This is a genomic window from Pseudomonas sp. NPDC098747, assembly GCF_044760045.1.
GTDB lineage: Bacteria > Pseudomonadota > Gammaproteobacteria > Pseudomonadales > Pseudomonadaceae > Aquipseudomonas.
This window is the reverse complement of sequence record NZ_JBIWAL010000037.1, coordinates 1-16,901: the sequence shown is the minus strand read 5'-3', so window position 1 is coordinate 16,901 and position 16,901 is coordinate 1. Positions and strand designations below refer to the sequence as shown.

The following is a 16,901-nucleotide window of genomic DNA, read 5'->3' as shown; positions in this document are numbered from 1 at the left end:
TTTTCGGCGTGTTTGGGGGCGTTTTCAGGCGTTTTTTAAGTCTCGGTGGTACGATGTACCACTCAAAAACTGACGCGTACCACTTTCAATATGGCGACAATCAGGGCAAGAAAACTGGCAGATGGGACTGTGAGCTACACGGCTCAGATCCGCATCAAGCGCTACGGAGTGCAAGTCTACCAAGAGAGCCAGACCTTCGCCCGAAAACAGGCCGCCCAGGCTTGGGCGCGTAAGCGCGAGTCGGAGCTGGATGAACCTGGTGCGATCGAGCGGGCGAGCCGCAAGGGCACCACGCTCAAAGAGATGACCGATCGCTACTTGGTCGAAGTCGAGAAAGCGCGGCCGCTGGGCAAGACCAAGCGCGCGACACTCAACGCCATCGGTGAAACGTACCTAGGCGAGTTGACCGACACGGACATCAATACTCAGTGCCTGGTTGATTACGCACTTTGGCGGATGTCCCTGGAGGGTGGTGGAGTTCAGCCACAAACCGCTGGTAATGACTTGGCCCACCTCGGCGCTGTTCTGGCTATTGCCAAAGACGCATGGGGTTACCAGGTCGATCCGCTTGCCATGGGCGGCGCGCGGCGTGTGCTGCGCAAGCTGGGCTACAACCTGAAAAGCCGGGAGCGTGACCGCCGGCCGACTTTGGACGAGTTAGGGAAGGTGCTGACGCACTACCAGGCTATGCAGGAGAGGCGTCCGACGGTCATCAATATGCTGAAGGTGGTGGGCTTTGCATTGTTCTCCACGCGCCGGCTGGATGAAATAGCCCGTATTCGTTGGGCGGACGTCGACGAGCCTGGTCAGCGGGTGCTGGTGCGCGACATGAAAAACCCCGGGCAGAAGATCGGCAACGATGTTTGGTGTTACCTGCCGGACGAGGCATGGGACATCCTCCAAACAATGCCCAAGGCTGGCGGCGACATATTTCCCTACAGCCCTGAATCTATCTCCACGTCTTGGGCGAAAGCCTGCAAGCTTCTGGATGTCGCAGATCTGCACTTCCACGACCTGCGGCATGAAGGTGTCAGCCGCCTGTTTGAGATGGACTGGGATATCCCGCGTGTAGCGAGTGTTTCCGGGCATAGGGATTGGAATTCGATGCGGCGATACACCCACCTGCGTGGTAAGGGTGACCGTTATGTGGGGTGGGAATGGCACGAAAAGATATTGAGGGCGCCCGTCCAATTGGGCGCCGCATCAATGAAGTGGCTCAGTAGGCGTGTTTTAACCCGTTGAGCTGGTTGTGTTCTTTAACCGCGGCTGCGCGCTGTAAATCCAGGTACGCGGCCAGGTCAGTCAGGTGGATGCCTTTGGCCGATTTCTGGCTGGGTTCCAGGCGGGTGATGGGCAGCTTGATCTGACCACTCATCACCTTGCGCTGGAACATGTCCGGCGTCAGGTGCGTGAAGTAATCCCGGCAAACCTGCTCCAGCGAGATAATCGCCTGCCCATCGTATTGGGCCATCAGGATAAAGGCTGTGTTCATGCTGCCTCCGAGGTTGGTCGAGCATGTGCTTGCTGCAGTTCGTGGTCTTCAACCATGGCAGAGGCCCACCATTCCAGTGGCCACCCACCACAGTTCCTGCGATGCCATGAAGCCGAGTCCAGCCAAGAAGCCCCACAGGAGGATTTTGGTCCATTGCGATTTACTCACGCAGGTTATCTCCGGCAGGTTTGGAAAGCTCTTCTGATTCCTTGAGGACTTGCCATTCTTTAACTTCGAACCAGTCTTTCGGCATTGACCAGCTCAGATGCTCGAAGTTGCCGTCATAATGAGTACCGGCGGCTCGGTCGATCTGGTACTGAGCCAGCTCTGCGGGATCGACATCCAACCAGGGTACGCTGACAAACCAAACATTGATGGGGCTGCCGAACCCCCACAATTGGGGGGAATACCAACGTCCGTGATGTACGAGTGAGGGGACATTAGGGGTTAGACCGACAAGGTGAAGGGCGTTCTCCACCGGTGCTACCTGTGGCAACCGCTCAATGATTGGCCAGATAGCTTTACCTGCACCCGTCTTACGCGGAATCCACAGGCGCTCCTTTTTCATTAGACGAAACAGCTTTTCATCCGGCTTGCTGCCCTTAGGAAACTTGAAACCTGCAAAGGCTCCGGTGCGCGGCCAAGTGAACACGTCTTCCGCACCGTACTGGTCGCCCAACACACGAAATGCGTCAGCGGTGTCGCTGCGAAGGTCTTGCAGGCGAGCGATCTCATCGACCATTGGGCCTTCGGTTATACGGAAATACCGCTTGTAGACGCTCATGACCATTCTCCCGCTTGTTCGGTTATTTCGGTCAGCTCTACTTCGTAAAAGCCAGGTACGTCGACATTGGCCCCAATCACCCGAATGCCGCACCAGCCATAGGGCTTCTCGTCTGCCTCACAACCGCCAAAGCCTTCTGCGCTGTGTAGGTCGCGCGTCCAGCTTGGGCCAGGGTTATCACCGAACACGTTTTTGAAGGTCGGGGTGAAAGCTGTTCCGCCCTGCTCAAGCATGATTTGGATCATGGTAGCTCCCGCCAGTCGGATCGCGACGCGTATTACGTCACCGCCTTCATCCATCAGCCTAGTGTGCTCGTCGTAAAGATAGTCGTTGATCATTGCAGCCCGATCAGGCGTCAACACATCGAAGTTCACCTCCAGCAGAACCTCGTAATCCTTCCAGGACTCTGAAACGCGATATCGCTTCAGGTTGGCGGGGGTGGTAGCCTCGATGGCGCTGCTGCTTTGGTGTTGTGCTTGCATTGTGCTGCTCCTTGGTGGTGGTCGGTGTCGGGGAGGTACGACTCCTCGACACCACTTTCAAATTTTGGCGAACCGGCTCAACTGACTTTTCGGACCAGGTAAACATCGAGTTCTTTGAACAGTTCGTCTTCCTCTACAGCTGATTGCCACTCCAGCACAGCATCGATCTGTTGGCGTGTGCAGTCGTCAACCAGCAGCGTTCGTTGCCCCGTGTGAACTCGCACTTCCATAATTCGAAGCAGTCCTGATACTGCATAAGCGTCCGCATGGATTAGGCTGACCTCTTCTCCCTGTCCTAAATGCGCTGCCTCAATCGCTCGTAGTCTCCTGGTTTTTCCTGTGGCCATCTCGCCGGTGATGACTTGGATTTGCATGGTGCTGCTCCTCTGGTTTTCTGGACGTTACGTTGCCCTGGTGTTTGGTCAGGCTTGGAATATCCAGCACTTCACAATGGGTTGTTTGGTGACGGTGGCGTTGCTGGTTTTGAACTGATAAGCGCGTACTGCGCTGTCGGTTGCTTTGTTGGTGTCGATCAGCTTCCTTGAGCGGGAATCTTTCAGGCGCTCTCTCAATTCACTGATGTCGGCGACCTTCTGGCGGTGATCTGCCGCACATTTGACGAAATCGTTAAGGTTGATGGCGATGGTGTTGTCTTTCTTGCTGTGATTGACCACCGGCCCGTCGGCATCCAGGCCTTCGAGGTATTCGTAGACTTCCCAAAATTCAGCCACTACAGGGTGATCCGAACTGATCGAGGCCTGGCGTTCGAGGGCCATGCGGATGATTTGGGTCCGCGTGTGGCTGATTTGTGGCTCGCTGAGGGGGACAACCAGACGCAGGCAATCGAGCAGCGCGAGCAGTTGCGCGTGGTTCTTGTTGATACGTTCCACACGGATGTAGCCGCGCAGCTTGTTACCGCAATGACTACAGTGGTCCTGCTCATCTTTGAATGGCGTGTCGCATGCAAAGCAGTGGCTGTGAAGGCTGCGCAGTTTTGCTTCGTAGCCGGGCATGCGATTGGCAAACAGCTCCATCACTTCCGATTCTTTGCGTACGGCCTGCAGCAGGAAGTTGCTGAGCTTTGCGCCTTCCAGGGAATTGAGCAGGTCAGCCGCCGCGCGGCTTTCAGCCGTGACGGTTGGCCGTACAAAGTGCAATTTCACTATCCGGGTCATGATCGCCTCGGACGCAACAACCGGTGCGTTCTGGCTGATGGCGATGGTGGCTCGGAAGGGTGGCTCGTAGGTTTCGTTGCCGGCAGTTTTGACGCCTTTTGTCGCCAGTGTGCCGCCGCCGTAGTAGTCCTTCAGCTCGTCCCATTCGAAGGTTTTGGCGTGGGCCTTATCGTCGCCGCTACGATCTGATTCCAGCAGCACGACGGGCATGCCGGAGATTTGCCCCATCAAGCGGCTACGGCCAGCCTTGGTGGATTTGGATGGATCGAAACCTTCGTACCCTTCGCGGCCGAGCAGTTTCCACAGCAGGGTGAGCAAAGTGGTTTTGCCCGCACCGGCTTCGCCCGTGGCTTCCAGGAATGGAAACGACTGGTACCGAGCGCGGATCTGCTCGGCAAACAGTGAACCGAACCAGAAGGTCAGCGCGACGGTGCCCTGGGCGCCAAAGCATTGCCAGAGCAAATCCAACCACTGCGGGTCGTAGTCTTTGGCGTCTTTCTGTAGGGCGATTTTCACCCCTTTCTGGAGGCTCTTAAGTTTGAGTTTGCCCATCTCGAAGAACTCTTCTTCGTTGATGGTGATGAGCTGCCCTTCCCGAATGGCGATGTCGTTGAACACGTAGCAGCCGTACTCTCTGCTGTAGCCGACGTAGTCGATGGTTTGAACGGTTTTGATACCGAAAAGCTGGTCTTTCATGATCTTGTCCAACTGTTGTCCACTACCGGTGAACACGGCCCCGGCACCCATGCCGAGCAGTCTTTTTTTGAATTCGCTAGCGGCCGCAACTTGACCTCCGGTAAAGGTGTTCTTCACCGAACCACCGTCATGGGGAAAGTCAACGCGAAAGAAGTACCAGGACTCGTCGGTAATCTCGTTACGCTGGAAATACAGGCCCTGGGGGTAGCAGTTGGCGATCTCGACCACGCAGCCAGCCATCTGCAAAGCCTTCTCCCTGATCTGCTTTTCGTTCAGCAACTGTTCTTCTTGCTTGTCGCTTTTGTCGAACGTCTGTTTGGCGGCGTTGAATTTCGCAATATCCAATTTCCACCAGTACAAACGTGAGTCGAAACAGAAGTGAAACTCTTCCCGCTCGCGCCACTGATACATGAGTAACGCTTTGTCGGTGGCACTCTCGGCGATCAGCAGGGCACCGTGATGCTTGGCCTCGTCCAGTTCCTTGTCGATCCGCTGGATGCGGGCTTCGACGTCGTCCATGAATGCCCAACGCTGATGCAGATCGTTCCAGTCGACCTTGCGAGAGTCGGGTTGAGGGATCTGCGCCGCGTTGCAGGTGAAGCCAAGGTCACGCGCCTGGCGAACCCATGTGCGGGTGTATTTGTGCGCCCCGGGTTCGTTGTCCAATGCCCAGATCAGTTTTGGCGTTTTGCCGCAGCGAGCGGTGATCAGGGTTTTCAGCGACTCTTCTGGATAGGCGTTCGAGGAAAGCGCAGCAACGGCGGGGATACCGTTTTGCGCCAGGGCAATAGCGTCAAAAATGCCTTCGACGATCCACAGTTCGTCCACCTGCAGCAGATCCACGCAAGGCGGTACCCACCACACGCCCTTGTAGCTATCGCCGGGTTTGAAGCGCGCCTTCTTCTTGCCGAAGCGGTTCGGCTTGTCGATAAGGCGTTCCCAGTAGCCACCCTTATCGAGCGGGAAGCGAACGGTGGCCGAGCCGATGTTCAGTTCCCGATCAAAGTAATGCTCCTGGGTGTACCAGCCCTCAATCTGGCCAACGTCGAAGCCCCGTGCAAAGCCCAGGTAGGCCTTTGCACTGGCAGTAGGTTGATCGTCGGTGGCGGGTGCGCGCTTGCTCCAGTCGTCGAACAGGTCGCTGTACAGCTCCTTCACCGGCTCCATGTAACGGCATTTTTGCTCGCGACCGCAGCGAATGAACCATGGCTCGTCGTAACGAGAATACAGCCGCCGCTGGTTGCACTTGGGGCAGGTTCCCTTGCGCATGTATTGGGTGCCAGCCATGTGCTGCAGACCATAGTCGGCCTCAAGCCGTTGCAGCACATCGGCACGCAGTTTGTGGTCCATGGCCTTCACTGCGCACGCTCCAATATATTGGCCGCGAGCTGCTTTTTCAGAATGCTGCGCGTCCGGCAAATTCCAGCAAGGTAAGGCAAGTCTTGGAGAACCTTTGCACCGCGTTGTTCGCTTGGCGTATTCCGGTAGCGGTCGGAGTACCAAATATCAGCCATGGTGAGTTCGTACTGACTGGTGAGCCATTGCAGATAGTGCTGCGCCTGCTGACCATCCAACTCCAGTTTTATGGTGATTTTGCTCATGTCGCCTACCAATAGAGTGCAGTTTCCCCTTACCCACGCAGGGCGGGCATACGGCAGAGGGTGTTGGGTTTAGTGCGGGAGGTTGCGGTTGTGCAGCAAATGTGTCGGGAGCAGACGCGCTGACACAGGGATTCTCTGTTGCGTGCTGGTGTCGAGCAGCAAGATCCTTGAACGGTACGGGCCACTGGCTGGGTGGACGCCCAGCCAGGCAATGCGGTTGCAGGTCATGCTCTCGAACTCCGCGAGGGCCAATTCAGCGATGCGTTGCACCAGGTACGTAGGCACCTCAAGAGACAGGGTTAAGTAGCGAACGCAGTTCTCAAAAGGCTGGCCGTCACCGGTGAGGTGCTCACTGCGATGGCGATACAGGTAAGCCACCGCCGCTTGCTGCATAGCGGCGCGATAGTCGTTTTCAGGATTGACACTCAGGGTGATGGCGTTCATCGGGACGTGGTTTCCATTTCCAGTTGATCCAGCAGATCGGGTTGATCGTCAGCGGATTTCATCGCCTGTCGACGGATAGCCGCATTGGCTAGCGGCAGTCGCACTGCAGGATTTGGCATTCCGCTAGGGCTCAATTCGTGGGTCATTTGAAATTCGGCACGTACTGACCAACCGCAGGCCTCGTTCGTGCATTGCAGATATGCCAGCCGTAGAAAAATATGCTGGCCTTCGCTGGTGCGGATTCGCAGGCTGCTATGGCAGTGGGGGCACACGAGTTTGTAGCTCACGCCGTGAACCTCCGGCCGTGTAATTGAATGGTTGCTAACACTTCCTCATAGCGTGCGGATAAGTAGTGTGTAACCGATGTGATGATCTGGTCTGCTTCCTGAGCTTCGATGACGCCGTCATCCAGTGCCTTGGCAATGATTTGATCAACGTTGCCGCGCTTGGCCGCTGTCTTCACGGAGCGGATGTACAGTTCGATGTTGTCCAGTGCCTCTGGGGATGCCAAGGGTACGAACATGCCACCGTAAAGTGCTGTGATGTATTCAGGCAGAAAGCTAGTGCCGGCAACTTGCTCGAGGCGATGAATGTGTTCGTCAGTCAACGGGCGGCTGCCGGCATTTTCATAAGCCTGATTATCAAATTTCTTGATCGGCATACCGAGGTTGGCAGCGGCATACAACCGACCGCCTGGATAAGCGCAAATAACCGCGCTGACCACATCCTTTCGACTCGCTAGAACTGGGCGTTTCATCTTCTGGTTTTCCCTTGGAGCCAGAGGCCCTAGTTTGTTATTTCGCCGTCTTTGATTCCGAGCAGCACAGCCGCTCTATGAGCTTCGCCCCGCAGGCATTTTTTCTGTGCGTTCAGCACGGCGTATACGGTTGAAGGGCTGAGTTTGTGCTGTTCGGCCCAGTCCTTCGCCGAGATCCCTAGGCGCGCAAGGCGACTCCGGGCTTCTTGGCAGGCTTGCTCTGTTGGGTATGCGTTCGGCATAGTTTCGTTTCGTGTGGTTTCGTGTGGTGATAGGCGGAGTATTTCCCATGATTGTGGGAATGTCAATCCGTCATGGAGACGTATGTGGGTATCGGTGACCGCCTGAAGGCCGAGCGCGAGCGTTTGGGATTCAATCAAACTGACTTCGCTGCCAAAGCTGGGGCTTCAAAAAACAGTCAGTACAATTATGAGAAGGGGGATCGGAGTCCCGATGCCAGTTATTTGGCCGCTGTAGCTGAGCAAGGGGTAGACGTGCTCTACGTGGTCACCGGTGATCGTAGACCTCAATCCACGGACAGCATCAGCCCAGAGGTTGCAGAATTCCTTGAGGTCTATGAGCACATCAACGAAACAGACCGTGGCGTGCTATTGCGGATGGCTTGCGCATTTGCGAAAGCAGCAGATCCGAACTGGAAGAAGAGCGGCATCTGACCATCTTTAGAATCCATTCAAGTAATCGGATGAGGTATGCCGGCCTTTACGGTCGGTTTTTTTATGGAAAAAGGAGTTGTATGAATGGCATTGAGTCCATGTAAATCTTGCAAACACAGCGTAGATATATCTGCGAAGACTTGCCCTAGCTGCGGAGTTTCCAATCCTGGGGTTACGATTGGGTACCAGATAGCTGCCCTCGTAATTCTGGGAATCATCATCGCGGTATTGGTTTCTATGTGTTCAGGAGGCAGTGACCACAAATCCGCTGAGAACGCCGCACAGAGAGCTGCGTTGCCCTCGTATTCGATCACCAAGGATGAATTCCGAGAAGGACGACCTCGTAAAGTAGAAGTTGTATTGCCAGAGAGAATAGGTGAAGCGGAGCTGGCTGAAGTAGCGCAGTTCATTCGCACCGATACCGAATTTAAGGCTGAGAAAACCTTTATCGGGTTCCGCATTGAGGGTCAAACGGGCAGTTACTACTGGGCCAATGCTATCTTTGATCCCGACTTTAGTAGTTCGATAATTGGTGTTAGTGCCTCAAATTATCAGACTCTAAAAGGTATGGATTTAAAGGAGTATCCGGACATGATCGGCAGTTGGTTGCGCGACGATGCTGGTCGTGATGGCTACGTGATGGTGTTGTACAAGCGTAATGGCAAGTACTTAATGGACTCGATTTTTCCTAGCGGAGAAAAAAGAACAGAGGGCTATCAGTCTAAAAAATTTCCTGATGGGGGGCTACGGCTAGAGGTGCCAGACAATGGATTCGGTGAATATTACGTCGTTGATGCCCAAGGTAATTTGCAAGGGTTTGGCGAAAACGGGGTATATCTAACATTGCCGCCATTCAAAGCGAAGCTGTAGGAAGGATTTGTGAGTTATTGACTTTGTATTAAGCGGGTCAACTAAAAAATTGACTGCTCCCCGGGCGTATTGTGGTACCACGTCGGTATCCAGCCCGGTGCGAATGAATGGAGTAGTCGCACTTGGAGAATAGACGCGTATCGGAACAAGTTTTAGCTCTCGATTCTGGTGAGCAGGATGAGCAAGAGCGGAGCTTGTTGGCAATGTTCAGACTGCTAGATGATCAACAAAGGAGAGACATTTTGCGTATGTTGGAAGCCTATACGCAGTCCGCTTAGTAGAACTAGACCCCGGCCCGTGCCGGGGTTTACGTCGATGTTCCAGCTTGAATTTTTTTCCATTCCCGATCAACCGCACGCTTCGCGGTTTTTTCACTCGCATACAAGTAACGCAGACGCTTGAGCTTACTTTGTTCCCCAGCCGTCACCGTTTTTTCCTTTCCGGTGACTTGCTCGCGGTAGAACGCAATGACCCCGGAATAGTCACCGGTGTCGTCTTCGACCAGGTCTTCAACGGTGTCCTCTGGAAGTTTGCTTTCCAGGTCCAAGCTGATGGTGTACCCATTGTCGGCATTGAGGCTGTGTGTGACGTTGCCGCCATACCAGATGATTTCATCGATCTCCGGTTTCACGCCTTCAAGGGTGTAGGTCAGTTCGGGAATCAGATCGGCACGACCGATGGCCAGCGTGTAGCTGAGCGTGGCGCTGCCGCGCTGCAGGCGGTTGAACTCGGCACGAGCAGCCCGTAACGCGGACTGCAGGTCACCGTAGGAATGCCGCAGGTCTTTGAGGTTTTCACCTCCGCCGGCGATGGCTTCCTGTTTCTTGGCGCTGTTCACGTCGTAGTAATAGGCCCGCACGCCGTCGTAATTATCGCGGTCAGCCTGCAGGTAGCGGTGTTGATCGCCGTCGGCACGGGTCAGGGTGATGTGCTCCAGTGACTTGCCGCTGACACTCTTGCCACCCCCGGCCGGGAGGCACAGCAGGGAGCCAGCCTTGATGGTGATCACCGCGTCAAACTCCGCACCGAGACGGCTGATCAGGTTGGCATCGGACTCATTGGCTTGATCGAGCTGCAGAATGTGTAATCCATCCAGAGCGCCTGAGATGTTGGCCGTGAGGCCGTTGCCAATGGCGATATCCCCGAGTACATCGCCCAAGGTGGTATTGGCCCAGCTGCGTTCGCGTTTGGTTTTCAAGCCCCTACGCAGATCCGCCGAGCGGGCACGGATGCTCAACACATCCGGTGCGCCGCTGTGTTCCGTTTCGTCGACGGTGTAGGTGCCTTTGTCCAGCAGCCCGGTACTGCTCCAGCCCAACCACAAGCGGATTTCTGCTCCCTTTGGCGGGATGGACAACAGGCCGTCATGGTCGCTCAAGGTCAGGCTGAGTTGGTCGGCCTCGATGCCCCGATTGTCGGTCAGCTCCAGGCTCATCAGGCGCGGGCTGATCAAGTGCGCGATGTCTTCGCCATTGACCGTCAGGCGAAAAGCCGGCACCGGGTAGCTGAGTTCGTGTCGGACCCGGTCGACCGCCTTGCGCAGATAGCCAGTGACTTTGGTAAGGGCGCCTTTGATTGGGATCATAGCAATGCCCGCAACAGGCTGACGCCGACATAGGTCGCGGCGCCGATCAAGTCCATGCGATTGCCATCGATGCGCTTGAGCGTAAGGCTGAACTCGATTCGCCGTGGCGCACCATCGCGGAAAAAGATGGTTTTGGTTTCGCTCAAGGATTCGATCACCCACAGTCCATAAATACGGCCGCTGCCTTCAATCAGCGGCCAGGCTTTACCGGTGTTGGCCATCAACCGCAACGCGTCGAGGCTTAAGGTGATGCCCATCAGTTCCGGCAAAATCACCCCGGGCAGGGTAATAGTGTCCTCACCACGGCCCAGAAATTGCCGCGCCGGGTGAGCGCCGATCCGGCCGTTGCTAGCGTGCCGCCAATCCGTTTGGCGTTGAAATTCCTGATAGGGCGCCGTCTTCAGACAGAAAACGAACATGCCAAGGATGAGCATCATGGACGGTTACTCCTGGTCCGACAGTTGGCTGCGCTGGCGTGCGCTTTTCTCGCTTTGCACGCGGGCCAGCTCGGCGCGAACGGCCTGGGCAATGGCCTGCGGGTCCATGCCCGGGGCCGCGTGGATGTGAAACTCGTAAGTGTCTTGGCTGCTTTGGACGGGAGCGCTGGACGCGCTGATCGGCGGTCGCTGATCGACTGCGAGAGTCGGAACAGTGACTGCTCCGGCGCCGAGTGTCATGCCACCAGCAGCGGCCAGTTGTTGGCCCAAGGTGTTGACCGCATTCAGCGGGCCTTGCTGACCGCCCTCCAACCCTTGAGTCAGGCCGGCCATGGTGAAGCCGCCGAGTTCTGCAAAGACACGCGACGGACTGTGGATACCAAGCTTCTCCTTGAACCAACCAATGGTCGAATCACCGATAGAAGTGATGGCGCCTTTGATTTGCCCCATGCCGGCGAATAATCCACTGACCAGCCCGTTGACGATCATGTTGCCAAACTCGGTGAAGCGGCTCGGCAGATCAACGCCCAGGTAACTGAGGACGCCAGCAAAAGCTTGGTAGATCAAACCTATGGGGCTGAAGTTGGCCAGCGTGGTGAGAATGCCGCCGATACCACCGCTGAAGCCCGCCTTGATCTCGGTCCAAGCATTGGCGAAGTAGAGCTTTACTGCATCCCAATTTTTGTAAATCAGGTAGGCCGCGCCGGCGAGGATCAGAACGATGGCTGCGATGGCGAGGGCCACCGGGTTCCTGGCCAGCCCCCAAAGCGCGGTGCTGACGGTACGCAATGCGGTGACGAGGGCGCCGCTCATGGTGCTGGCCAGCGTGCGAATGCCTTGGGTCAGTTTAGGAAACACGCCTTGCGATAATATTTTGGAGGGGGCCGCCAAATCGGTCAGGGTTTTCCCGGCGCCTTTCCCCCCAAGGCCAAGCATCGACAGACCGAAGCGCAGCATGGCAATCGGTCCCCACAGGCCGGCAAAAGCGATGGCGACGGTTCCAAGCACGATGCAAAATGTGGCCGCGCCCGCTGTTACTTTTAAGAGTGTCGCGACCAATTCAGGGTTGGCTGTCGCCCAGGTGTTTACCTTTTCGATGATGTCATTGAACAGATCGAGCAGTTCAATGATGGTTGGCTTCAACGTTTCTCCCAGTGCGCTGCTGAGATTGAACAGTCGGTTATCGCTCATGATCTTGCGCGCTGAAAGCGCCTGCGCACGAATGTCCGCCTCACGGTCCATAGAACCATTGCCCTTGGTACCGTTGACCAGTTCCAGTTGGCGTCGGTACTCCCCCATGTTTTCGGCCAGCTTAGCGGCGTCGTCACCGTACTCCTTGCCAAACAACAGCGTGGCTACACCAAGCTGGTCGGCTTGGGGCAGTTTCTTTATTCCATCCATCACCGCCTTGATTGTGCCGGTGGCGTCTTTCGCCATGTTGGCCTGTACCGTTGTCGCCTCCATCCCGATGGCTTTCAGTCCTTGTTGGAAGCGCTCCGGCTGCAGGTTGGCAATCGCCAGCTCACGGATCATCGCGTTGGTGGCACTCGCCGCCACCTCTGCCGAAGCGCCCAACGTCAGGAACGTCGAACCCAATGCGGCCGCTTCTTTGAACGACATGTCCACCGAGGCGGTCACACCAGCGGTGCGCTGCATCACGTCGATGATGTCGGCGCCCTTGGACGTGGATTCGTCGTCCAGGTAGTTAATCGCATCACCCAGTTGGCCGATATTTTTGATCGGTAGTTTGTACAGTTGCGCGATACGCGCCATGTCTTCGCCGATTTGGTCGGCTGGCAGTTCAAAGGCGGTGGCGGCAGTTGCCGCTACTCGAGCGAATTCGAGTAGATCGTCTTGCCCCTTAATGCCCATTCGCGCACCACCCTCCACCAGTGCGGCAATCTCGGTGGTGGCCATCGGGATGGTTTCAGCCATTTTTTTAATGGCCGCGCCCATGTCGTAATAAACCTTCGTCAGTTGACCACTCTCGTCACGGGCGCCTTCGACCTGCTTGGCCACCCCAGCCATCGCATCTTCGTAGGATGAGTAGCTTTTGACCATGCTCAGGATCGGCAGTGCGGCTGCCGCTCCGGCAGCCCCCGAACTGGCACCGGCCACGGCGGCACCGCCGACCAGTTGTTGCGATTGATCAAAGTTGACACGGGCTTTGGCCGCCCGTGCACGCTGTTGATTCAAGGTGCTCAGGCGCCGGCCTTGCTCGCTGATGCTGCTGTTGGTGGCGTTGATCTGCTCACGGAGCTGGCGTTCGTGACTGCTGAGATTCTTGGTGCTGATGCCCGAGGCTTGCAGGCGGGTGCGCAAGGTGTGCAGCTGCAGACTTTGTTGTTCGTGGGCCTGCTTGAGCCGTTGGGCTTCACGTACCGCCACGCGAAAGTCCTTGGCCATGGCTTTGGTCGGCGCACCGGTGGCGGCGAATTGCTGGCTGAGGGCTTTGACCTTGTCACGCGCGGCGGCCATCGCCTGCTCGGTCTGTTCTGCAGCCGCACGCTGGGTGCGCCAGGCGCTCACATCCTTCTGCTGAGCGTTGAGTTCCTTCAACTTGTCGCGGGCTGCCTTGAGGCCGCGAGCGGCCTCCAGACTGCTGTTGTTGATCTTCTTCAGGGGGCCGGTGGCCTTGTCGATGGCGTTGAGCAGTACCTGAAGTTTTAGATCATTGGCCATCTTTGGAAACTCGCACGCGGGCGCGCTCGCGCCACTGCATCAACTCCGGCAGGCTCAACTGATCCATGTCAGCCGGTGCCCAGTGAAAGACCACGGCCAGATCGGCCATGGCGTCCTCTACGCAACGAGGGATGCCTCCGTCTTCACCGATTTCTGCAACAAAAAACCGGAGATCTTGCTGCCGCAGGCGAGCAGGTCGGCCGGGTCCATGCCGGCAGCTTCAGGAGCGGTAATTCCAGGGCTGCTGATACGCGGGATGACCTTGATCAGGCTGGCCACGTCCATGTTCAGCAATTCGACCAACTGGACGCCGCGCAGCTCGCCCGATGCTGGTTTACGTAGCGTGATGACGTCGATGGTGGTCTTGCCGCGATGAATCGGCGTGTCAAGGGTGACAGTGTTGTCGTCGACAGGGGCCAGCGCTTCGACGGTATCTTCAGGTTTCATGTGATGCTCCAGGTTTCAAAATGACAGTGGGAATCAGGTGCTGCGGTCGATCAAAGGCCGATGGCGCTACGCTGTTTTTGCAGCATGTCGACGCCGTTGACGTTCTCGATGAAGTTGAGCAAGTCGACCTCGATGATTTCTTCGTTATCGACGATCAGCTTGTAGTAGCTGCAGGTGGTGGTGATGCTGTGCTCGGTATCTTCACCTGGCTGCGCGTCGCCCATCTCGATGGTTTCGTGACGGCCGCGCACGACGACTTCTACCGCGCTGATTTCGCCGGTGTCGTCCTGCTGGAACGAGCCAGAAAAGCGCATGCCAATGGCTGCCGCGTTTACCGCGCCGAACTGGCGCAACGAAATCAAATCCAGCCCACCGGTTTTCCATTCCAGCTGAATGCCGTCGTCGGAAAAGCCCAGGTCTGCTTTGACCGGTCCGTTCATGCCGCCGCCGCGATAGGCTTCCATTTTGCGGCCGAGCGCGGGCAAGGTGACGGACTTCGCCACGCCCAGGTAATTCTGGCCTTCGTTGAACAGGTTGAGGTTCTTGAGCTTGCGCGGCATGGCCATGGTGGTGTTCTCCGGTGTACAGGCACGGGTTGACTCCCCCTGCGGGGAGCCCCGGGTTAGCTGTTAACTTTGCTGGCGAAGTTGATCAGGTAGCGGTCGGTGATGCGCTGGCGCAGGGTCAGGTCTTCCAGCGGCGGCACTGGCGTGTAGTCGTAATCGACGAACAGCTTGCCGGCCTTGAGGGTGGTCACGTCGTTGGCGTCTTCGGGGTACCAGCAACTGCCGCCGATCAGATAGCCCGCAGTGATCAGTTCGCGAAACTTAGCGTTGATGCTTTCGATGATGTCGCGCACCAGTGAGGCGTGCATCGGCCGATCCATTGCCCACAGCTGTGCTTCGGCCATGGTGTCGGCAAGGATCTGCGCGGTGCGTGTGTAGTTCTCGAAGGCAAATACCGGATCCAGTGTGCAGGTGCGGCTACCCCAGAAGCGAAAGCCAGCCTCGTTGATCAGTGTGGTGACCTCGTTGCCGTTGAGGTAGTTGGCATCGGTGGCGGGGTTCTGCAGATCCCAGAACACGTCGGCATTGATTCCGGTGACGCCGTTGACCGCAACGTTGGACAAGGTTTTGTGCCAACCCACTTCCTTGTCGAGCTTGGCGCGTAATCCCAGCGCTCGCGCCACGGCCCATGCGGTCACGGTGGCATTGCTGGTGGTGTCCCAGTTCTGGAACTCCGGCCAGATGATCATGACCTCGCGGGCACCGAAGTTGGCGCGGTAGGCGACGGCTTCTTCTTTGGTAGCACTTCCCCAGGCGCTGACATAGGCGAAGCCGCGCAACTGTTGGGCGATGGTGACCAAGGCGGTGGCCACCGGCAAGCTGTCCAGCCCGGGGACACCCAAAATTCGCGGTATGAGCCCGACGCGGGCCTTCGCGGCGAGCAGAGCTTTCATTCCGGTGTATTTGCCGGCAGCCGTGGTGGTGCCAATCAGGTTGCTGGTGGTCTCGGCCTCGTCGGCACCTTCAGCTACCCGCACAACGATGACGTAGGGGCGGGTTTGGTCGGCGATGGCCTGCAGGCTGGCGGAAAGTGTTCCCTCTACGCCGGCTTTGCCGACTGCCGTTTGGACGTTGGTGATCAGGACAGGTGTATCGAGGGGAAAGACAGTCGCGTCGGCGTCCTCGGCGGTACACACTAGACCGATTACGGCGCTGGAAATGGTACGGATAGGACGGGTGCCGTCGGAAAGTTCGACGACCCGCACGCCGTGTAAGTAATCGGTCATCGGGAGTGCCTGCGCAGTAATGGATTGGACTGTGCACAGGCTGCCGCGCGCACGCTGTAAGCGCGAGGCGCGGACCTTGTAGAAGGCAGGTTTACAAGTGATGGATGAATTCATCACTGTGTAATGCCCCATTTCACAATGAAAGCTACGCAGAAACAACAGTTTACAACTGCTCAATCGCGGCCAACGCCTCAGTTCCCTTAGAATCCGGCCGGGGCACGGGGGCCACTCTGAATCACGCAGCATGCCCGACCGGGGGTCAGCGACTCAGATGCGCCTCGTGGCCCACCAAACTTCATGTTTTGGTGAAAACTCCTCAGTACGTTTTTTACCGCTAGCGCCTTGAGCAGGGGCCTAGCGGTTTTTTTTGGATTACTGATTGGGCGGAACCGGCCAATCAATCACCCCCGGCCAGCCTGCCTGCTCAGCGATCTTGCTCAGGTCGATGCGGTATTGCTTCCACTGAGTGAGCCGCTCGACCTGTTCCCCAGAAGCCTGCCCGAGATCGACCGCATCCTGCAGCGACGCCAAGGAAATAGCCGCTTCGGCCAATTTTCGTCTTTGCTGATAGATCGCCCGTGTAATCAGCACCTCGTCTGGGATTGGCGCCATATCGGCGACCTCACCAAACTCGCCGGCAACGGCGCGCTCAAAGATCTTCGGGCCGTAATCGGTCGTATCGTCCGGGCTGGCGGTGAACGGAATCTCACCCAAACCTTCAACAGTCATCGACACATTGATGGCCGTCTTTTCAGCATTCGCCCATTGAGGGTTGCGCACTTTAGTAATGACCATTACGCAATCCTCTTGCCGAGGGTTGTCGAGTCAGGCGACAAACCATCACGATTCAATATCGCCCCATGCAACACCCACGTGCCGATAGGAGCTCCGAAGTCTTGCCCGGCGGTGTTAGACCAGCCAAGGTCTGCACCCGCTACCACAGTTCCGACGCTCGTCCCGCCGCCACCTTTAGTGATAAACAG

General features: G+C 56.9%; 21 protein-coding genes and 1 pseudogene. 3 read left to right on the top strand and 19 right to left on the bottom strand.

Annotation, left to right across the window (positions count from 1 at the left end; genetic code table 11):
* The first annotated feature begins 90 nt into the window (after positions 1 to 90).
* Positions 91 to 1,242, top strand: coding sequence for a tyrosine-type recombinase/integrase (locus ACIQVE_RS20415; RefSeq protein ID WP_402811380.1), 1,152 nt, complete (start codon positions 91 to 93; stop codon positions 1,240 to 1,242).
* Here ACIQVE_RS20415 and ACIQVE_RS20410 read toward each other — a convergent pair.
* The 10 genes from ACIQVE_RS20410 to ACIQVE_RS20365 form a co-directional block, all read right to left on the bottom strand.
* A complete protein-coding gene (locus ACIQVE_RS20410) occupies positions 1,217 to 1,492 on the bottom strand; it encodes a pyocin activator PrtN family protein (protein WP_402811378.1) in 276 nt (91 codons plus the stop codon). The two genes, ACIQVE_RS20415 and ACIQVE_RS20410, sit on opposite strands and share 26 nt — an antisense overlap.
* Positions 1,493 to 1,652: 160 nt before the next feature.
* On the bottom strand, positions 1,653 to 2,276 hold the full coding sequence (locus ACIQVE_RS20405) for a hypothetical protein (protein WP_402811376.1): 624 nt from the start codon (positions 2,274 to 2,276) through the stop codon (positions 1,653 to 1,655).
* Entirely contained in the window at positions 2,273 to 2,758 is a 486-nt protein-coding gene (locus tag ACIQVE_RS20400; protein WP_402811374.1) for a DUF2528 family protein, read from the bottom strand. The genes ACIQVE_RS20405 and ACIQVE_RS20400 overlap by 4 nt, the downstream gene beginning before the upstream one ends.
* Before the next feature lie 77 nt (positions 2,759 to 2,835).
* Entirely contained in the window at positions 2,836 to 3,132 is a 297-nt protein-coding gene (locus tag ACIQVE_RS20395; protein WP_402811372.1) for a hypothetical protein, read from the bottom strand.
* A 48-nt stretch (positions 3,133 to 3,180) separates the two neighbouring features.
* On the bottom strand, positions 3,181 to 5,979 hold the full coding sequence (locus ACIQVE_RS20390) for a toprim domain-containing protein (RefSeq protein ID WP_402811440.1): 2,799 nt from the start codon (positions 5,977 to 5,979) through the stop codon (positions 3,181 to 3,183).
* Between the two features lie 5 nt (positions 5,980 to 5,984).
* The gene (locus ACIQVE_RS20385; RefSeq protein ID WP_402811371.1) at positions 5,985 to 6,230 is read right to left on the bottom strand and encodes a hypothetical protein; all 246 of its coding nucleotides are present in this window, start codon (positions 6,228 to 6,230) and stop codon (positions 5,985 to 5,987) included.
* Positions 6,231 to 6,299: 69 nt separating this feature from the next.
* Positions 6,300 to 6,674, bottom strand: coding sequence for a hypothetical protein (locus tag ACIQVE_RS20380; protein WP_402811369.1), 375 nt, complete (start codon positions 6,672 to 6,674; stop codon positions 6,300 to 6,302).
* Positions 6,671 to 6,961 carry an ogr/Delta-like zinc finger family protein gene (locus tag ACIQVE_RS20375; RefSeq protein WP_402811367.1) on the bottom strand — a complete coding sequence of 97 codons (291 nt, stop codon included), beginning with the start codon at positions 6,959 to 6,961 and terminating at the stop codon, positions 6,671 to 6,673. Before ACIQVE_RS20375 ends, ACIQVE_RS20380 begins: the two co-directional genes overlap by 4 nt.
* The gene (locus ACIQVE_RS20370; RefSeq protein WP_402811365.1) at positions 6,958 to 7,431 is read right to left on the bottom strand and encodes a YmfL family putative regulatory protein; all 474 of its coding nucleotides are present in this window, start codon (positions 7,429 to 7,431) and stop codon (positions 6,958 to 6,960) included. Before ACIQVE_RS20370 ends, ACIQVE_RS20375 begins: the two co-directional genes overlap by 4 nt.
* A 29-nt stretch (positions 7,432 to 7,460) precedes the next feature.
* Positions 7,461 to 7,673, bottom strand: coding sequence for a DNA-binding protein (locus ACIQVE_RS20365; RefSeq protein WP_402811363.1), 213 nt, complete (start codon positions 7,671 to 7,673; stop codon positions 7,461 to 7,463).
* Between the two features lie 84 nt (positions 7,674 to 7,757).
* Between ACIQVE_RS20365 and ACIQVE_RS20360 the strand changes: the two genes are divergently transcribed.
* Positions 7,758 to 8,105 (top strand): helix-turn-helix domain-containing protein, encoded by a 348-nt coding sequence (locus tag ACIQVE_RS20360; RefSeq protein ID WP_402811362.1) that lies wholly within the window; start codon positions 7,758 to 7,760, stop codon positions 8,103 to 8,105.
* Positions 8,106 to 8,189: 84 nt separating this feature from the next.
* Positions 8,190 to 8,975: a zinc ribbon domain-containing protein gene (locus tag ACIQVE_RS20355; protein ID WP_402811360.1), complete on the top strand. Its 786-nt coding sequence runs from the start codon at positions 8,190 to 8,192 to the stop codon at positions 8,973 to 8,975.
* A gap of 307 nt (positions 8,976 to 9,282) precedes the next feature.
* Here the strand turns inward: ACIQVE_RS20355 and ACIQVE_RS20350 are convergent, their stop codons facing one another.
* From ACIQVE_RS20350 to ACIQVE_RS20310, 9 genes and pseudogenes are all read right to left on the bottom strand, one after another.
* Positions 9,283 to 10,560, bottom strand: coding sequence for a phage late control D family protein (locus ACIQVE_RS20350; protein WP_402811358.1), 1,278 nt, complete (start codon positions 10,558 to 10,560; stop codon positions 9,283 to 9,285).
* Complete coding sequence (locus ACIQVE_RS20345) at positions 10,557 to 10,997, bottom strand: phage tail protein (protein WP_402811356.1); 441 nt, start codon at positions 10,995 to 10,997, stop codon at positions 10,557 to 10,559. The genes ACIQVE_RS20350 and ACIQVE_RS20345 overlap by 4 nt, the downstream gene beginning before the upstream one ends.
* A gap of 6 nt (positions 10,998 to 11,003) precedes the next feature.
* Positions 11,004 to 13,679 (bottom strand): phage tail tape measure protein, encoded by a 2,676-nt coding sequence (locus tag ACIQVE_RS20340; protein ID WP_402811354.1) that lies wholly within the window; start codon positions 13,677 to 13,679, stop codon positions 11,004 to 11,006.
* A complete protein-coding gene (locus ACIQVE_RS20335; protein WP_402811352.1) occupies positions 13,669 to 13,788 on the bottom strand; it encodes a GpE family phage tail protein in 120 nt (39 codons plus the stop codon). The genes ACIQVE_RS20340 and ACIQVE_RS20335 overlap by 11 nt, the downstream gene beginning before the upstream one ends.
* An 8-nt stretch (positions 13,789 to 13,796) precedes the next feature.
* Positions 13,797 to 14,126, bottom strand: a complete 330-nt coding sequence (locus ACIQVE_RS20330; RefSeq protein WP_402811350.1) for a phage tail assembly protein — start codon at positions 14,124 to 14,126, stop codon at positions 13,797 to 13,799.
* 50 nt (positions 14,127 to 14,176) lie between these two features.
* Positions 14,177 to 14,692, bottom strand: a complete 516-nt coding sequence (locus tag ACIQVE_RS20325; protein ID WP_402811348.1) for a phage major tail tube protein — start codon at positions 14,690 to 14,692, stop codon at positions 14,177 to 14,179.
* A 56-nt stretch (positions 14,693 to 14,748) separates the two neighbouring features.
* On the bottom strand, positions 14,749 to 15,918 hold the full coding sequence (locus tag ACIQVE_RS20320; RefSeq protein WP_402811346.1) for a phage tail sheath protein: 1,170 nt from the start codon (positions 15,916 to 15,918) through the stop codon (positions 14,749 to 14,751).
* Between the two features lie 372 nt (positions 15,919 to 16,290).
* Positions 16,291 to 16,713, bottom strand: coding sequence for a tail fiber assembly protein (locus ACIQVE_RS20315; protein WP_402811344.1), 423 nt, complete (start codon positions 16,711 to 16,713; stop codon positions 16,291 to 16,293).
* Positions 16,713 to 16,901: pseudogene (locus ACIQVE_RS20310) on the bottom strand (phage tail protein); the annotation flags it as partial. The gene ACIQVE_RS20315 and the pseudogene ACIQVE_RS20310, both read right to left, overlap by 1 nt.

Excerpts from the sequence above, each read along its gene's own strand:
- ACIQVE_RS20415 (WP_402811380.1), top strand. The coding sequence starts at position 91 with ATGGCGACAATCAGGGCAAGAAAACTGGCAGATGGGACTGTGAGCTAC.
- ACIQVE_RS20410 (WP_402811378.1), bottom strand. The coding sequence starts at position 1,492 with ATGAACACAGCCTTTATCCTGATGGCCCAATACGATGGGCAGGCGATT.
- ACIQVE_RS20405 (WP_402811376.1), bottom strand. The coding sequence starts at position 2,276 with ATGAGCGTCTACAAGCGGTATTTCCGTATAACCGAAGGCCCAATGGTC.
- ACIQVE_RS20400 (WP_402811374.1), bottom strand. The coding sequence starts at position 2,758 with ATGCAAGCACAACACCAAAGCAGCAGCGCCATCGAGGCTACCACCCCC.
- ACIQVE_RS20395 (WP_402811372.1), bottom strand. The coding sequence starts at position 3,132 with ATGCAAATCCAAGTCATCACCGGCGAGATGGCCACAGGAAAAACCAGG.
- ACIQVE_RS20390 (WP_402811440.1), bottom strand. The coding sequence starts at position 5,979 with ATGGACCACAAACTGCGTGCCGATGTGCTGCAACGGCTTGAGGCCGAC.
- ACIQVE_RS20385 (WP_402811371.1), bottom strand. The coding sequence starts at position 6,230 with ATGAGCAAAATCACCATAAAACTGGAGTTGGATGGTCAGCAGGCGCAG.
- ACIQVE_RS20380 (WP_402811369.1), bottom strand. The coding sequence starts at position 6,674 with ATGAACGCCATCACCCTGAGTGTCAATCCTGAAAACGACTATCGCGCC.
- ACIQVE_RS20370 (WP_402811365.1), bottom strand. The coding sequence starts at position 7,431 with ATGAAACGCCCAGTTCTAGCGAGTCGAAAGGATGTGGTCAGCGCGGTT.
- ACIQVE_RS20365 (WP_402811363.1), bottom strand. The coding sequence starts at position 7,673 with ATGCCGAACGCATACCCAACAGAGCAAGCCTGCCAAGAAGCCCGGAGT.
- ACIQVE_RS20355 (WP_402811360.1), top strand. The coding sequence starts at position 8,190 with ATGGCATTGAGTCCATGTAAATCTTGCAAACACAGCGTAGATATATCT.
- ACIQVE_RS20350 (WP_402811358.1), bottom strand. The coding sequence starts at position 10,560 with ATGATCCCAATCAAAGGCGCCCTTACCAAAGTCACTGGCTATCTGCGC.
- ACIQVE_RS20345 (WP_402811356.1), bottom strand. The coding sequence starts at position 10,997 with ATGATGCTCATCCTTGGCATGTTCGTTTTCTGTCTGAAGACGGCGCCC.
- ACIQVE_RS20340 (WP_402811354.1), bottom strand. The coding sequence starts at position 13,679 with ATGGCCAATGATCTAAAACTTCAGGTACTGCTCAACGCCATCGACAAG.
- ACIQVE_RS20335 (WP_402811352.1), bottom strand. The coding sequence starts at position 13,788 with ATGGCCGATCTGGCCGTGGTCTTTCACTGGGCACCGGCTGACATGGAT.
- ACIQVE_RS20330 (WP_402811350.1), bottom strand. The coding sequence starts at position 14,126 with ATGAAACCTGAAGATACCGTCGAAGCGCTGGCCCCTGTCGACGACAAC.
- ACIQVE_RS20325 (WP_402811348.1), bottom strand. The coding sequence starts at position 14,692 with ATGGCCATGCCGCGCAAGCTCAAGAACCTCAACCTGTTCAACGAAGGC.
- ACIQVE_RS20320 (WP_402811346.1), bottom strand. The coding sequence starts at position 15,918 with ATGACCGATTACTTACACGGCGTGCGGGTCGTCGAACTTTCCGACGGC.
- ACIQVE_RS20315 (WP_402811344.1), bottom strand. The coding sequence starts at position 16,713 with ATGGTCATTACTAAAGTGCGCAACCCTCAATGGGCGAATGCTGAAAAG.